Annotated in this window: 9 protein-coding genes; 7 read left to right on the top strand and 2 right to left on the bottom strand. The window is 69.9% G+C overall.

What is annotated here, in order from left to right; translation table 11 throughout:
* The 6 genes from CM1CMNOD_RS11995 to CM1CMNOD_RS11960 form a co-directional block, all read left to right on the top strand.
* A partial coding sequence (locus CM1CMNOD_RS11995) for a helix-turn-helix domain-containing protein (RefSeq protein WP_165490468.1) occupies positions 1 to 2,602 on the top strand: 2,602 nt, incomplete at its 5' end.
* Between the two features lie 853 nt (positions 2,603 to 3,455).
* Positions 3,456 to 6,050, top strand: a complete 2,595-nt coding sequence (locus tag CM1CMNOD_RS11990; RefSeq protein ID WP_131796230.1) for a putative bifunctional diguanylate cyclase/phosphodiesterase — start codon at positions 3,456 to 3,458, stop codon at positions 6,048 to 6,050.
* 1,182 nt (positions 6,051 to 7,232) lie between these two features.
* Positions 7,233 to 7,421: a hypothetical protein gene (locus CM1CMNOD_RS11985; RefSeq protein WP_013873893.1), complete on the top strand. Its 189-nt coding sequence runs from the start codon at positions 7,233 to 7,235 to the stop codon at positions 7,419 to 7,421.
* 906 nt (positions 7,422 to 8,327) lie between these two features.
* Complete coding sequence (locus tag CM1CMNOD_RS11970) at positions 8,328 to 9,989, top strand: NB-ARC domain-containing protein (RefSeq protein WP_202797623.1); 1,662 nt, start codon at positions 8,328 to 8,330, stop codon at positions 9,987 to 9,989.
* Between the two features lie 464 nt (positions 9,990 to 10,453).
* Complete coding sequence (gene ddaH, locus CM1CMNOD_RS11965) at positions 10,454 to 11,293, top strand: dimethylargininase (protein WP_013873891.1); 840 nt, start codon at positions 10,454 to 10,456, stop codon at positions 11,291 to 11,293.
* Positions 11,294 to 12,173: 880 nt separating this feature from the next.
* Positions 12,174 to 12,941, top strand: coding sequence for an SDR family NAD(P)-dependent oxidoreductase (locus CM1CMNOD_RS11960; protein ID WP_013873890.1), 768 nt, complete (start codon positions 12,174 to 12,176; stop codon positions 12,939 to 12,941).
* Positions 12,942 to 13,323: 382 nt separating this feature from the next.
* Here CM1CMNOD_RS11960 and CM1CMNOD_RS11955 read toward each other — a convergent pair whose 3' ends face one another.
* Positions 13,324 to 14,601, bottom strand: a complete 1,278-nt coding sequence (locus CM1CMNOD_RS11955) for an acetate--CoA ligase family protein (protein ID WP_043603598.1) — start codon at positions 14,599 to 14,601, stop codon at positions 13,324 to 13,326.
* A gap of 29 nt (positions 14,602 to 14,630) precedes the next feature.
* Complete coding sequence (locus CM1CMNOD_RS11950; RefSeq protein WP_043603595.1) at positions 14,631 to 15,338, bottom strand: GNAT family N-acetyltransferase; 708 nt, start codon at positions 15,336 to 15,338, stop codon at positions 14,631 to 14,633.
* A 478-nt stretch (positions 15,339 to 15,816) separates the two neighbouring features.
* Between CM1CMNOD_RS11950 and CM1CMNOD_RS11945 the strand changes: the two genes are divergently transcribed.
* Positions 15,817 to 16,634, top strand: an 818-nt coding sequence (locus tag CM1CMNOD_RS11945) for a zinc-dependent alcohol dehydrogenase (RefSeq protein WP_131773985.1), incomplete at its 3' end; no start/stop codon positions are given.

The following is a 16,634-nucleotide window of genomic DNA, read 5'->3' as shown; positions in this document are numbered from 1 at the left end:
CCTGTGGGCCGCGTTGCAAACGCTCTCCGAGCGCGCCCCGGTGGTGCTCGCCGTCGACGACACCCACCTCGTCGACACGGCCTCGCTGCGCGGGCTGATCTACCTGGGCCGGCGGCTGGGCTCCCAGCGGGTGCTGCTGATCGCCACCGAGCTGGCGGACCCGGCCGGGGACCGGCTGCGCAACGCCTGGCAGACCGACCTGCTGCGCCAGCCGCGGTGCCACCGGCTGCGGGTCGGCGCGCTGTCGGTGCGCGGGGTGGCCGAGGTGCTCACCCCGCGGCTGGGTGCCACCGCCGCGGGTGCGGCTGCGCCGGGCTGGTGGGAGCTCACCGGCGGCAACCCGCTCCTGCTGCGGGCGCTGCTCGAGGATCTGCCGGCCACCTCCGCCCCGACGCGGGTGCCGGCGGGGCAGCCGGCCCGACCGGCCCCCGGTGAGGCGTTCGGCAAGGCGGTGCTGACCTGCCTGCGCCGCGGCGGCGAGCCATTGCTGCGGGTGGCCCGGGGGCTTGCGGTGCTGGAGGAGGCCGGTTCGGCGGACCTGCTCCCACGGCTGCTCGACGCCGACCCGGCCGGCACCGGCCCGACCGGCGCCCGTCCGACCGGTACCCGTCCGACCGGCACCGACCCGACCGGCACCTATCCGACTGGCGCCCGTCCGACCGGCACCGACCCGACGGTGGCCGGCCCGATTCCCACCCGCGTCCTCGACACCCTTGAGGACGCCGGTGTGCTGCGCGCCGGCCGTTTCCGGCATGCCGCGGCGCGCGCCGCCGTCCTGGCCGACCTGGACGGCCCGGCCCGCACAACGCTGCACCGCCGTGCCGCCGCGCTGCTGTACAGCAGCGGTGCCCCGGCGGAGGATGTCGCGGTCCACCTCGTCGCGGCGGAGCACGCCGGTGAGTCCTGGGGGCTCGACGTCCTGTGCCGGGCGGCCGTGACCGCCCTCGGTCGCGACGAGGCAGGGCGCGCCTTGGAGTGCCTGCGGCTGGCCGGCCTGGCCTGCCAGGACGACGACCAGCGCGCGACGGTCGCGTTGCTGCGGGCCCGCGTCGAGTGGCGGATCAACCCCGGGGCGGCGTTGCGGCACGTGGAGCCGCTGGTCCCGGCACTGCTCACCGGGGAACTGCCGGACCAGCACGCCATCCCACTGGTCAGGCTCCTGCTGTGGCACGGCCGTGAGGACGACGCGACCGCGGGCCTGCGTCAGATGGAGGCACGGCGCGACCGGCTCGACGCGCAGTCACTGGCCGGCCTCGACCTCATCCGCGAGTACCTGCAGGCGAACCATCCACCGCTGTCCGCCAGGGTCGCTTCGTTCGACGGCGCGGACGGCTGGTGCCCGAAGACGGCCGAGCCGAGCGTGGCCACAACCGTCACCGACGGCCCCCAGTTGCCGTCCGTGACGACGCTGACCGACGTCCTGCGCGCCGGCTCCAACCAGGACACGGTCCGTACCGCCGAGTGGGTGCTGCAGGCCACCCCTCTCGACGACATGACCCTGGGCTCGCTGGAGTGGGCGCTGCTCGTGCTGGTCTACGCCGAACGCGCCGACATCGCCGCGCCCTGGTGTGACCAGCTCCTGCGCGATGCCGCGCTGCGGCGGGCGCCGACGTGGCAGGCGATGCTCTCGGGCATCCGCGCGGAGATCGCGGTGCACCAGGGCGACGCGCCGGCGGCGCAGCGTCACGCCCGGGAGGCGCTGACGCTCATCCCCGCGTGGACGTGGGGGGTCGGCGTCGGCCGGCCGCTGTCGGCGTTGATCATGGCCTTGACGGTCACCGGCTGCAACCTCGCCGACCAGGCTCGCGACCAGTCCTGCGATCACTCCCATGATCAGGCCGGCGACCACACCGCCGACCAGGTCGCCGCGCCGATCCCGGACGCGATGTTCCAGACCCGTTTCGGCCTGCAGTACCTCTACGCGCGTGGCCAGCAACGGCTGGCGTCCGGACGGCTGCACGCCGCGCTCGACGACCTGCTGACCTGCGGGCGTCTGATGACCGCCTGGGAGATCGACCTGCCGTCGTTCGTGCCGTGGCGGGTCGAGGCGGCGCTCACCCTGGCGCGCCTGGGCCGGGCCGCCGAGGGCCGGGTGCTCGCCGAGAAGCATCTGACCCGTCCCGGCGGCGCCCGGATGCGCGGGATGGGGCTGCGCGCGCTGGCCGCCACCCTGGAGCCCCGGGAACGCCCCGCGGTGCTGCTGACAGCCGTTGACATCCTCCAGGAACGCGGTGACCGGCTGCAACTGGCCTATGCGCTGGCGGATCTCAGTGACGCCCACCGGCGCGCCGGTGAGCTGACCAAGGCCCGAATGATCACCCGTCGGGCCGTGCAGCTCGCGCAGGAGTGCGGCGCCGAGCCGCTGCGGCTGCGGCTGACCGACCGCGGCGGGGAGGACACCTCCGGTTACGGCGGGGCCGTCGCGACGCTGTCGGCCGCCGAACTGCAGGTCGCGATGCTCGCGGCCTCCGGCCGGACGAACCGTGAGATTGCCAAGAAGCTCTACATCACGGTCAGCACCGTCGAGCAGCACCTCATCCGCGCCTACCGCAAGCTGCGGGTCAGCGGGCGCGCGGACCTCCCGGTGATCCTGCACGTCTGAGCCGGGTAAACCGAGCTGGCCGGGCGCGGAGCGGGCCCGGAGCGGGTTTATCCGGCCGGGCGGGGGCAGAGCCAGGCACAGGACGACCCGTTACGACGCCGGATTCACCCCGACGCTCCGCGCCCACCGCCGGGAGAGGGCTACCAGGAGGCGAGCACGACCAGGCCGATCGTGCCACCGGCCCCGCCTCGACAGCCGGGAACCAGATCCCCAGGACGAACCGGCCGAAGCCGGCGAAAGCGTGAACGGACCGCACCGCCCTGGTAGCCGGCTGGTGGCCGTCCGATGGCCGGCAGCCCGGAGCGGGGGCCGGATGGACCGCTGGAGACGGGCCGGGACGCACCGCCAGGGCCGGAAGAAGGAACTGCCGATGGCCAGAAGAAGGAGTAGCCTCGGCAACACGCCCTGATTTTCAGGCGAAGAGCCTAGCCAAGCACACACGCTTGCGCCATGTCGATGTTCCCGTCACTACCCTCGGCCGGGAATGGTGGCTGGCGCCCCGGTCGGGTTCTTCGATGGACCCACTACGGCCGGCTCGCGGGTGCCGCAGCAGGCAGACGCCCCGCGGTGTCCGTAGTTTCGACACAAAGGACACTATGACTATCGGTAGCATATTTGTTACTTATTGTAGTTCAGGCGTGTCTGTGCCGGCCCGCGACGCCGCAAGCCCGGCAGTCCCATCCGCGCCAGCCGCGCGGCGGGGGGAGGTTCAGGAGCCTCGAATCCACCATATTCCGTTAATACCGGAGGCGTCACGGTGACCGCGCGGCCACACCTCGGCCGGGGCCGGGGCCCGGCCCCGGGCGCCACGGTTCCGGTGGATGCCACGGTTCCGGTGGATGCCACGGTTCCGATGGACGCCGTGGCTCCGATGGACACGGTGCTCTCGGCAGACACCATGGACACGGTGGATGCTGCCAGGGACAACCCAGACGGTGCCAACCTGGACGGCGTCGGCCCGCACACCGCCGGCTCGGACGGTCTCTGCCCGAGCAGCGCCGCTCTGGCCGGCGTTCGCCAGAGCAGCGCAGGGCTGGACGGCACCGCTCTGGACACCGGTCTGGGCGCTGGCCTGGACACCGGCCTGAACGGCATCGGCGTGGACGGTACCGGCGGCGCGGACGGCCAGATGTTCGCCACCCGGGGCGTGATGGGACGGCTGGCAGCGGCCATGGACTGGGCCGGCACCGCGCTCGGCCCGGCCGAGGAGTGGAACTCCACCCTGCGGATGGCAGTGGGCATCTGCCTGGACTCGGCCTTCCCCAAGGCGATCCTGTGGGGTCCCGAGCTCATCATGATCTACAATGACGCCTACCTGCCGATCCTCGGCCACAAACATCCACGCTCCCTGGGCCGGCCGTTTCGGCAGGTCTGGCCGGAGACCTGGGAGATCATGGGCCCGGCGCTCGAACGGGTGTTCGCCGGCGGCGCCGCCGTCAGCACGGACGACCAGCTCCTCCTGCTCGACCGCCGCGGATATCTGGAAGAATGCCATTTCACCCTCTCCCTGAGCCCGGTCCGGGACATCATGGGCGACGGCGGCGTGGCCGGTGTCATGGCGACGGGGCGGGAGACGACCCGCCAGGTGTTCGCCACCCGGCGGCTTGCCTGCCTGCGCGAGCTCGCCACCGCCACCGCGGACTCGTACGACCCGTGGGAGGTGTGCACCCGCGTCATCGAGGTGCTCGGCCGGTATCCCGCGGACGTCTCCTACGGCGTCCTGCTGATGCGCGACCCGGACGCGCAGCGGCCGGTGCTGCGGCCGGCGGCATCCTGCGGCCTGGTCGGTGACCCGCGGGACATCGACCGTCTCGGCGCGCTCGGTGCCGAGGCCCCCCTCCCCGAGCTGGCCGAAGCGCTGTTCTCCGGCCAGGCGCGTCCTGTCCGAGGGCTGCCCGACCGGTTCCCGATCCGGCTGGCCAGCGGCTGCGGGCCACCGGCCTCGGCGATCGCCGCGCCGCTCGCCGAGGGCTGCGACGGGCTGGCCATCGGCCTGCTGCTCGTCGGGGTCAACGACCGGCTCGCCCCCGACGACGACTACCGTGACTTCATCGAGCTGCTGGCCGGTCAGATCTCGACCGCGGTGGTGGTCGCGCGGGCCGGTGAGGTGGAGCGGGCCCGCGCCGCCGACGCCCGCTACCGGGCCCTGCACGACGGGCTGACCGGGCTGCCCAACCGCACCGCCCTGCTCGACCGGCTCCACCAGGCGCTCACCGGCGCCCGGGGCGACCGGCCGCGTCGGGTCGCCGTCCTGTTCGTCGACCTCGACGGCTTCAAGACGGTGAACGACTCGCTGGGCCATCATGCCGGTGACGACCTGCTCCGCGAAGTGGCGGGACGGTGTCGCCGGGCCGCCCGCCCCGGCGACACCGTCGCCCGGTTCTCCGGCGACGAGTTCGCCATCCTGTGTGAGGACATCACGTCCGCGTCCTGCGTCGAGGCGGTCGCCAAACGCCTCGTCAGCACGCTGGCCATCCCCAGGACGGCGTGTGAGCGGACCATCACTGTGACCGCCAGCGTCGGCATCGCCGTCTCCGGCCCGGAGCTGTCCGACCCCGAGGACATCCTGCACGCCGCGGACATCGCCATGTACGCCGCCAAACGGCAGGGCCGTAGCTGCCACATGGTTTTCGACGAGACCATGCGAGCCCAGGTCCGGCGCCGCACGCGGACCGGCAACGACCTGCGCCGTGCGCTCGTCACCGACGAGCTGCGGCTGTTCTACCAGCCGGTGATGAACATGGCCGGCGAGCTCACCGGCGTGGAGGCCCTGCTGAGGTGGCAGCATCCCGAACGCGGCCTGCTCGAGCCCGACGCGTTCCTGGCCGTCGCGGAGGAGACCGGGCTGATCGTTCCGCTCGGCCGCCGCGTCCTGGAGATGGCCTGCCGAACGGCCGGCAGGTGGGCGTCGAAGCTGCCGGCCGGCGTGGCGCCGCGGATCGCCGTCGACGTCTCGGCCTGTCAGCTCGCCGATCCCCGCTTCCTGTCCGAGGTCATCGCGCTGCTGGAGGCCACCAACGCCGACGACCGCTACGAACTCGGCCTGGAGATCACCGAGAGCGCCTTCGTCGACGACGTCCCCGCCGTCACCGCCGCTCTGCGCGACCTGGGCGCCCGCGGGGTCAGCCTGTACGTCGACGACTTCGGTGCCGGCTACTCGTCGCTGAGCTGCCTGCACCGCGCACCCCTCGACGGCCTCAAGATCGACAAAAGGTGTGTCGCGCGGATGACCGAGGACCCTGCCGAGCACGCCGTCGTCGCCGCCGTCATCGGCCTCGCGCACACCCTCGGCCTCACCGCCGTCGCCAACGGCGTGGAAACACCCGAACAGCTCGCCGCGCTCCAGACGCTGCGCTGCGACCTCGTCCAGGGCCGTCTCCTCGCCAGCCCGCAACCCGACCTGCCGAACCTCCCCGACTGGCGGCCCACCGCCATCGAACGCTGCTGACCCGAAATCCCGCCGCTGAACAGACAACACACCGTCGTGTGAATGCTGCTGCCAATCGGTGAAACCCGGTTGGCACGCCTGTCTGATTCGTGCCGCCGCGCGACCCCACGCGTGTCCCGAACACCGTCGGGAGGTGGGCGAACGCGGACGTGAACGGTGCGGTGGCATGGTTTTTCGCCCTCCTGCGGCCTGCGTTCGCCATATTACGGCTCCAGCCGTGGCAACAGCCATCGGGAGCGGTGGGTACGGTGTCGGCATCCTTGACACCGCCGCCGGTCGGGCGGCGTTCAGAAATACGGTGACGGGTCGAAGGGCGGCGTCGGCCCGAGGATTTGTCTGCCCGAGGATTCAGGCACCGGGGCTGGTCGGGTGCGGCAGTCGGGCCTTCGCCGGCGGCACCGCGCCGGGAGGCTGCCGGGACGGCTGGGAGCACGCTGGCCCGGAGTGGCCGTCCCGCGTCCACACGCCCCGGATCATTCGACCATCAACTCGCCGGGCCGGCCTTTTTCCCGAGTTGCAGACAACACTATGGAAAAGAAGCCGCCGTCGTGGCCTGCGCCGGCAACAGGCACCACCCCGAACCGAGGCATCACCCCAAACCGGGATCCTCGTTGTGAGGGATCATATCACCCGATGTCATCACTTGTAGCGTCTGTCCCGCCGGGTTCGAGCCCGGCGTATCGGGCCGGAAGCGCTGTTCGAGGGGCGCCCCCGGCACGAAGCCGGGCCGGCTGTGCCCCGGGCGTTCGTGTGTGTTGTCGTCTCGCTAATTCCATCATGATCATATCAGGGTGAAGATGGCACTGAAAATACGCTGAAGGAGAGAGCGGCCGGCGAGGAATCAGGGGTCGGTCGAAAATTCCTCTCCTGATCATGGATGGCGCACGTCGTCGCAGGTTACAGCATTGATCATATTTTCTTTCGGGATTTCTTGTCGGTCGTCCGCGTGATCTGTGTCGGATAGCCGACTGACGGGTTGTCACACTCCGTCGAAGTATTAATAATCGGTGCACCAATGGTAGTAGTTTCGATAATGGTGGTTCCGTTGCGGGTCGGCGCCGCCGTCCGTCGTCCATGCCGTTTGGCCGGTGTCCTTCTGGCCCGGCGTCCTCGGCGGGGCGAGAGCGAACCCCGGCTCCCACCGCATACGCGCGAGCGTCCGGACGGGAAAGGAGAACGATCATGACGGCAGGACTGGTGCGCCCCGTGACCACGACCAGCCTGCGCTCGATGGTCGGAACACCTGCCGGGCTGACCGGCGCGGCCGGGTACGCCAGGGCCGGCAGCTGGGCGGTCGAATTCTCCGGGCCGTTCCACGGGGCCGGTGCCGGAGAACGGGATGCCGTCACCGCCGCGAACAGCCGGGACTGAACATACGTGATCAACCTGCCCGTCCTCTCCTGGCAGAGGCCCTTTTATCATTTCGGGTCCGGTGTTACCGAGCTCATGGCAGCCACGTGTCATGTGCCGTCCGGGGAAAAGAAGTTCGAGCTGATGGCGTTGGTCCAGGAAGCTGTTCCGGGAACCGGTCGAGGGCGCCGGGCCGGGCTGACCGGGCCCACCGTTGGGGAAATGGCATGCCGGCATGTGCGGCGGCCGAGCAACCAGGTGTTCCGCGGCCGACCGTGTTCCGGTGGCCGGTACCTTACGGTGTACCCGGGGTCACGCCCGGAGCGGCGCGGCAAACCCCTTTGCCACGCTGGGAGCCGAACGGGGGAGGTTGTTGGTGGTGCTTGCTCCGGCATCGCACGGAGATGCCATGATGTTCATTGACGAGATCGCTGTCCGGTGCGCCGGCCAGCAGCCTTGCAGCGGCCTGGGTAGTTTGCCCACCCGCGGCGCTCAGGACATGGAGAAATGGCTGGTAAGATATCCGACCGTCACCTCCAATTTCACTCTGTCCGGTAGTTTCCTGGCAGGTTTGGTCGAGCGCTGCCCCGCCGTCACCGCTAAACAGGAAGCCCCGAACCGCTCTCAGCCACGTACGCTGCTCCGGCGATATGAAAAACGGCTGTGCAAGGATTTTCGGAACTCTTGGCCAGGTGATACGGAACATGTTTCGTCGTGGGCCGAAACGCTATCGCGAGCCTTGTTGGGACGATGCTGAAAAATGTTCGCCCTACGTGTGTCGGAGCCGGGGTCGCGAGTCACTGACGTGAGCTGTCCGGACGGGACTTCCATGACGGTGGAGGTGTCGTACCAGGATTTCAGGAAGCGGCTCACCGGAGACCCGAAATAGCGGACCGGAAATTATGTGACGCCAGGAGAGGGATGGACATGGGCAGGCCCGAGAGGCCGTTGGACGCGGCCAACGGCCCGATTGCCGAATTCGCTCGCGATCTGCGCATGCTACGGAAGCGCGCAGGCAGTCCAAGTTACCGGCAACTCGCCCGTACCGTATTGTTCGCGCCGTCCGTGCTGTCCAGCGCGGCCAGCGGCCACCGGCTGCCCACCCTCGCGGTGACGCTGGCGTTCGTGTCCACCTGCGGGGGAGACCCCGTGGCCTGGGAGCGGCGCTGGCGGGAGATCGCCGGACAGCCAGGCCAGCCACCGGGCCAGGCAGGTCAACCACCAGGCCAGGCGGGCCAGTTAGCTCAGGTGGGCCAGGTGGGCCAGTCAGGCCCGGTAGGTGTGGCGGCCAGCTCCCAGGACGACCGGGAGCTGGCCGTTCTGTCGGCCGACAGCCTGTTCGGCCTGGCCGGGGCGCAGACCGTCACGCATGTGGCGACCAGCACGGTGACCAGTCTCGTCCGTCCCGCCCAACTGCCCATGGGGTCGAGCACGTTCGTCGGCCGCGCGCGGGAACTGGCCACCGCAGCCCGGCTGATCGGCCTTGCCGGGCCGGTCAGGATGCCGCTGCTGGTCAGCGGGCCGATCGGGATCGGCAAGACGGCATTCGCGCTCCGGCTGGCCCACGAGGTGTCCGCCGACTTCCCGGACGGCCGTCTCTACGCGGATCTCGGCGGCTGCGGTACGGCCAGCCGCCCCGTGAACAGCATTGTGCGCGGTTTCCTGCACGCGCTGGGGGTGCCCACCCATCTCGTGCCGGACGATCCGGTGCAGCAGATCGGTCTGTACCGCTCGCTGCTCGCTCAGCGCAGGTTGTTCGTGCTGCTGGCGAACGTCCGTGACGAACAGCGGGTCCGGCCGCTGCTGGGGCAGACCGCGCGCAGCCAGGTCGTGATGACCAGCCGGGCGCGGCTGCTCGGGCTGGACGGCACGCACCGGATCGATCTGGACGCGTTCACCCGCGAGGAGTCGATGACACTGATCGGCCGGCTGGCCGGCGCGGAGCGGGTACGGGCGGAACACGAAGCCGCCGCCGCCATCGCCGAGCTGTGCGAGGACCTGCCACTCGCCGTCAGCATCGTCGCCAGGAAGATAGCGGCCCGGCCGGAGCTGACGATCGCGTACACCGCCAGCCAGCTCGCTGATCATGACATCCATCTGGACATCCTCAGTGTCGGCGACGTGAACGTGCGGGACCGGTTCGCCCTGGCATACCAGCTGCTGTCGCCGGCCGGGCAGGCGCTCGTCCACCAGCTCGGCCGGAACAGGGCGGGATGGACGACCGCGATCGGTGTCGCCGCTGACATGGGCGTACCGATCGAGTCGGCGGACGAGCTGCTGGAGTCGATGGTGGACGCCGGCCTGCTGCGGCGGGCCAGTGTCGCCGGCCGTTACAGTGTGTCGAGGCTGTTCAGCGCGTTCGCCGGGAACGTGCAACGGGACGCCGAGCCGCTGTCGGTCTCGCTGGTGGAGGGCGGGGCGCGGCGGGTGTCGCTCGAACCGCTTCGCCGCGACGTCGGGCCGGCGCTGCTAGCCCTGCCGGCTACCAGGTCCGACGTTGATTGTTCGGATTCGGCGGTCCTTCCGGTCAACGTCACGTGTGGTTTGAATGGTGCACGAACCAGTCGAACGGTTATCGCCGACGCGTAATGGTCCGGCAGGAAGCACGGACCGGCCTCGCCGGCGACGGAGGTCGCCGGGTGTCGGCACACGCGCGTCACCGAATATCGGAAGTTCGTGTTGTGTACAACATGCTGTATTCACCCGCAAGAGGTGCGCCATGTGGATCGCGACAGATGGCCGGCGGTGGCGGCGGCGCGCCGCTGGCTGGCGTCAGGGTGCTGCTGGCCGACGGGCCGGGGCCCGTCGCGTCATACGGATGCCACACCTGGGACAGCCCGGCCACGGCCACCATACGCGCGCGGCATCGACGGATCGGGCCCACGCATCCTGCTGCCCGCGAGGCCACGAGACGCCCGCCATGACCCGAACGCCCGGTTCCAGGCGGTCTGGACAAAGCCCCCACAGGACACCGGTCCCATTTTTGCGGCCAGCCGTGCCATCCGGTGTGGCACGGTGACAGAACAGCGCTCACAGGCGGTATGGAGGACGGCGTGCGACGTACAGCCACCAGGCGGCACTATCTCATGGTCAGGCCGACGTATTTCGACGTCGAGTACTCGATCAACCCGTGGATGGATCCCAAGAAACCCACCTTCACCGAGGTCGCCGTCGCCCAGTGGGAATGGCTTCGCAATCTCTATCTCGAGCTGGGTCACCGGGTGGAACAGCTTCAGCCGCGGTCCGGTCTGCCGGACATGGTGTTCGCGGCCAACGGCGCGACCGTGGTGAACGGCCAGGCGCTTGTCGCGCGCTTCCGGCACACGCACCGCTGCCCGGAGTCCGCCGCCTACCTGCGCTGGTTCCGGGAACACGGTTACCGCAACGTCCGGCAGGCACGGTGGATCAACGAGGGCGAGGGCGACTATCTTCTCGCCGGGCCGCGGCTGCTGGCCGGATCGGGTTTCCGGACCAACACCGAGGCGCACCTGGAATCCCAGGAGTTCTTCGGTATGCCGGTGGTCGGGCTGACCCTCGTCGACCCGCGCTATTACCACCTGGACACGGCGCTCACCGTACTGGACCACGACACGGTCATGTACTATCCGAAGGCCTTTTCCGCGAGCAGCCGCCGGCTGCTCGAGGAGCTCTACCCCGACGCCATCACGGCGTCCGACGACGACGCCGCGGCGTTCGGCCTCAACGCCGTGTCCGACGGACGGCATGTCGTGCTGCCGCAGGCCGCCACCGGGCTGGTCGGCCAGCTGCGCGAGCGCGGCTTCGAGCCGATCGGCGCGGACCTGTCGGAACTGCTCAAGGCCGGCGGCAGCGTCAAGTGCTGCACCCTGGAGCTGCGCGCCGGACAAACCGAAGGACCGCGGCACGGCCGGTGAGCCGGCCGGATCCACCGGTTGTCAGGATCTGTTTGCCTGTTGGCATTCACGGGTTGGCGCGACCGTCGACAGCACGACCCGATCGGTCGCGGCCCACCCGGCCGGGTATATGCTCGAAACGCTGGCCAGTTGTTACCCGGTGCGCTCGGCACCGAGATCGAACGGCTGTACCGAACGATGGCTATACCGGGCGATGGCTATACCGGGCGACTGTATCGGACGGCTCCGTCGAACCGCTCTGTCGTGTTGTCCCGCCGTGTCGATATGTCGTGTCGATTCTGCCCGCGGGCCCGCCGGGACACATTCGTCTATATGAACGGTCGGGTAGCTCGATACGGCTGACCAGAAAAGGCGGCGGCGGGCGCGGACGGACGGAGCGCTGACGTACTTTCTGTCCTCTTTTCGGCCCACCGCTGCCACGCCGCGACCCCGTTCGCGGGAATGGCTGTCGGGGGAGGAGCGCGGGGCCGGGGCTGTCGGATAGTTGTTGCCGGACAGTTACCGAAGAGTGTCCGAAAGTCGGGGTGGCCGGCCGGTAACACGGTGGGACGGGATCATGGTTATCGCCTGGTAGCTGACGTTCTCAGTGGTATCTGTCAGATACTCGTAGTCCTTGGACGGCTGCCGGTACTTTCCCGGCCGGGCGGATGGTTACCGCGATCTGGCCGGCCGCCACGAAGGCAACGGCCCAACTTCCCGAGCCTCCCCTCTTTCACTGCCGCGCTCATTGCTACCACTGGCTGACCGTCCGTCACGAACGCAACGGTCGCAACTCCCCTGGTTTTCTCTTTTCGTTGCCGTGTTCACTTTCCGAAGGCGGCTCCTCGCGTGAGACGTGGGCCTAAGGCGTACTTAATTCAACTTTCGTACCATTTCTCCCATGGGGCTTCTCTCAGACAAAGTGATCATCGTTACGGGCGCCAGCCGGGGGATCGGTGCCGCGGCGGCCCGGCTGTTCGCTGAGGAGGGCGCCCGGGTCGTCCTGGGCGCACGCGGCAGCGGTGAGCTTGAGAAACTGGCTGGTCAGCTGACCGCTGACGGCTTCGACGCAGTCGCCGTGACCGCCGACGCCAGCACGACGGCCGGGGTGGAGTCACTCGTCCAGACGGCGCTGGAACGGTATGGAAAGCTGAACGGGGCGTATCTCAACGCGGCCGTCGGAGACGAACTCGGTAGGAGACTGGCCGATATCACCGAGGAGACCTGGGACGCCATACAGGCCCTGACGCTTCGTGGCATCTGGCTGAACATCCGTGCCCAGATACCCGAGCTGATAAAGGCTGGCGGCGGTTCGATCGTGATCGCTGGCAGCGTGTCCGGACTGGTCGCCGGAATCGGGGACGCGGCCCATCAGGCGGCGAAGATCGGTGTCACCGGTCTTGCGCGAGCGGCGGCCCAGGAATATGCGGCACAGGGAATTCGGGTGAACGTCGTCGCCCCCGGCGCCATTCTGACCGACGGCGTGGCAGCCACGTTCGAGCAGTATCCGCAGGTGCGTGAACGCTTTGAGACCCACACCCCGCTCGGCCGCGTAGGCACGCCGCGCGAGGTCGCCGAAACGGTTGCCTGGTTGCTCAGCGACCGGTCCTCCTACATCACCGGAGTCACGCTCCCCGTCGACGGCGGCCTGCTGGCGACGAGGTTTTGACGGCAGATTCTGGATCAGGGCTGGATGGGCAGGTCCGTACTGTCGGTTGTTTCCGGGGCAGAGGGGCTGGCCTGACGGCGACCAGGCGTAGAAAGTAGAAAGTCGTGAACGCTCGGGACGTCACGAAACTCGCCGCCGGCAGCTCCTCGGCACGGCGGGCGATACGGATCGCCTCCCGTCTCGGGAACGGACCGACTCCGTCCCAGCCTCGCTGCACGCGTCGGCCAGGTATCACTGATCGTTTGCAGTGATCAGTGATACCTGGCCGACGAGAGCCTGCTGGCCGCTGTCCGCGGCAGCGACAAGCGGACAGCGGCCAGACCGGTCTCGTGGCCACCCAGCGCAGGGAAACGGATCATCGCCGCGGACTGTGCGAGGTCGGTCAGCGTAGTCGGCGCAGTATCGGATCAGGGGTCCGTGACACCCGCGCTACCCGGATCTTCACGTCGACCGCGACCGCCCCGTGCTCATGGACGATGAGCGGACTGACGTCCATCTCGGCGATTTCGGGCAGGTCGTCGGCAAGCTGGGCGACGCGCAGCAGGACGTCCTCGAGCGCGGCCACGTCCGCCGGTGGACTTCCCCGGTACCCGAACAGCAGCGCCGAACCGCGGAGGGAACGGACCAGTTCCGCCGCGTCCCGGTCGGTGAGCGGTAGCAGCCGGTAGGACCGGTCGGCGAGCAGGTCGGTGAGGACGCCACCGAGCCCGAATCCGATGAGCGGGCCGAAGGCGGGATCCTGCACGATCCCGACCAGGGTCTCGACGCCGGGGGCGATCATGGACTGTACGGCTGCTCCTCCCATCGCCTCGCCCAGCGCGGCCCGCATGGACCGGTAGGCCGGCGTGGCCAGATCCAGCCGGACGCCGCCCCGGTCGCTCTTGTGCACCAGATCGGGGTTGGCGGCCTTGAGGGCGACCGGTCCACCGATGCGCCCGGCGATGTCGGCGGCCATCTGGGCCGAGGCCGCCTGTTCGGGCCGGGCGACCGGAATGCCACCGGCGGCCAGGAGGTCCGCCGCCACCGTCGGTGGCAACCAGCATCCTTCGGGCTGGTCGGTCAGTGCCACCTCGATGATGTCGCGGGCAGCCGCGGGGGTGACGTCGTCGAAGGCGGGCACGGCGCCCCGGGGACGCCGTAGCCACTGTGCGTGCTCGGCCGCGAGCGACAGTGCACGGACGGCATCCTCGGGGACGGCGAACGCGGGGACGGCGCCCGGCGCGGGTTCGCCCGGTTGCGCGGGCGCGGTGAGGGTCCGCACCCGGGGGGCCTGCCCGAGCACGACCGCGGCCAGCGGGGTCGTGCTCACCGCCGTGACCGTCGCGGCCGCGGCGGCGTCGGCGGCGAGGATGAGCGGGCCGCCCGCGTTCCCGACGATCGCGAGCCGCCGGCCCGCGGGCAGGCGTTGGTGGGCGAGCAGGGTCACTACGTCGAACAGCTCCCCGAGACCGTCGACGGCGATGATCCCGGCCTGCCGGAAAAGGGCGCTGACCCGCACAGCAGGGCTGGCCGCGGCTGCCGTATGGGAGGCGGCGGCGCGTGCCCCGGCCGCTGACGCGCCCCCTTTCACCGCGACGATCGGGGTGCGGCAGCCGACCCGTCGCGCGATCCGGGAGAACTTGCGCGGGTTGCCGAAGGACTCCAGGTACAGCGCGATCACGCCCGTGTCAGGGTCCTGCTCCCACCACGTCAGCAGGTCGTTTCCGCTGGGTTGACCACGGCGAGACGCCCACCGAAGCCGCCCGCGACCATGTTGCGGACGACCTCGTGGCCCACGGTCCTGCGGCGGCGGGAGGCTCCGACGACCACCATCGACGCCGGCCGCAACAACGCCGTGAGGCTGCTGACGTCGGCCGCGCTCTCCCGACTGTCCTGCGCGGCGAGGAGGGACTCCTCGGGCCGGAGCGGAAAGGAGATGTCGATGATCCAGCGGTCCCGGTGCCGCTGGAGGGGGAACCCGGCGTCGGTGAGGACCCTCAGCATGAGATCGTTCTCGTCCAGGGTGTCGGCGACGAACCGGCGGATCCCCCGTCCGCGGGCGTAGGCCGCGAGATGTTCCAGCAGCAGTGTGCCCACCCCCCGGCCCTGCTGGGCGTCCTCGACGGCCAGGGCGACCTCGGCGTCGGCCGGGTCGTCGAGCCGCTCGTAGCCGGCGACCCCGACGATCCGCCCACCGGCCACGGCGGCCAGCGCGCCGTGATCCAGCGCCGGCGCACGGACAAGGTGATCGACATACCAGGTGGCGGCCACCCGAGCGGCGGTGAAGAACCGCAGGTAGGCGGAGCGCGGCGACAGTCCCTCGTGCAGCGACCGCAGGGCGGCCTCGTCATCGTCGGTGACGAGACGCAGATGCACAATTCCGCCGTCGCGCAGCAGGGCGTCACATTCGCTCCACACCCGCGGACACATCCCTCCGTGTTTTCTCGATGTTCCTCTCGGCGTTCTCTCGCGGTGTTCTCTCCCGGCATTCCCTCCCAACGTTCCTCCCAGTGCTCCGGGGCGCAGGCGCCGGTGCGCGGCCGGAGCGGCGTCCGACGGTCGTCGGGGTGGACGGCTCGCCGGGGTGGACGGCTCGCCGGGGTGGACGGCTTGCCGGGGTCGCGGGTGCCAGCCGGCGGCGGGTGACGGATTTTCCGGACGAATATGTGACCAGCGCCGACCGTCCGAGCGGAACGGGAACGTCGCGGCAAGCCGGGCAATTGCAACACCATCGTCGCACCGCTACATTGACAGACCCGGTTGTGAAACTATAGTGGACATTGACAGCCGAGTGGCGAGAGCCACACGCCTGAGTCATATTGCTTGAGTCAGAGCCATTGCCTGAGCCACATTCCTGAGTCATACGGCCTGCGGCCGTGGACTCCTGGGAGGCGCCGTGAAAGCACTGGTGTATCTGGGTTCCGGCTCCGTCGAGATACGAGAGCGTCAGTTTCCGGACATTGCCCGGCGCGACGACGTCCTGGTCAGAGTCACCGGGACGGGAGTCTGCGGTACCGATCGCAAGATTCTGCTCGGCCGCTTTCCGGCACGGCCTGGTGTGGTTCTCGGGCACGAGGCCGTGGGTGTGGTGGAGGCAACGGGGCCGGATGTCACAACGGTGCGGCCCGCCGACCGGGTGGTGGTCAACCCCACCCTGTTCTGCGGCGGCTGCCCGCCCTGCCGGCGTGGGGCGACCAATTTCTGCCAGCACAAGCGAGGAACGGAGGTCGGCGTCGACCGCGACGGCACGTACGCCGACTACGTCGTGCTGCCGGAACGCTTCACCGAACGGCTTCCGGAAGGCATGAGGTTTCGTCAGGCCGTGCTGGTGGAGCCGCTGGCCTGTGTGCTCAACAACGTCCTCGCGGCGGACGTCTCCTTCGGCGACACCGTGGCCGTGCTCGGCGCGGGGCCGATCGGCGTGCTGACGGGCCTGGTCGCGGCGCGACGGGCACGGCGGGTGGTGGTCGTCGAGTCCGACCCGTACCGGCTGGCGACGGCCAAGGCGGCCTTCACCCATGTCGTGGACGGCGGGGGAGCGGATCCGACGGACACCGTGGTGGCGGCGGGCGACGGACGGCGGCCCGAGGTCGTGTTCGACACGACGGGCACGGCCGTGGAGCGGGCGTTGCGCCTGGTGGCCGACGGGGGGCGGGTCGTGGGGATGGGCTTCGACGCCACCTACTCGACGCTGATGACACCGATGTACCTGAC

The organism is Protofrankia symbiont of Coriaria myrtifolia (assembly GCF_900634755.1).
Taxonomy (GTDB): domain Bacteria; phylum Actinomycetota; class Actinomycetes; order Frankiales; family Frankiaceae; genus Protofrankia; species Protofrankia coriariae.
Note: the sequence above shows the minus strand (reverse complement) of the source record. Positions and strands in the feature narration are given on the sequence as shown.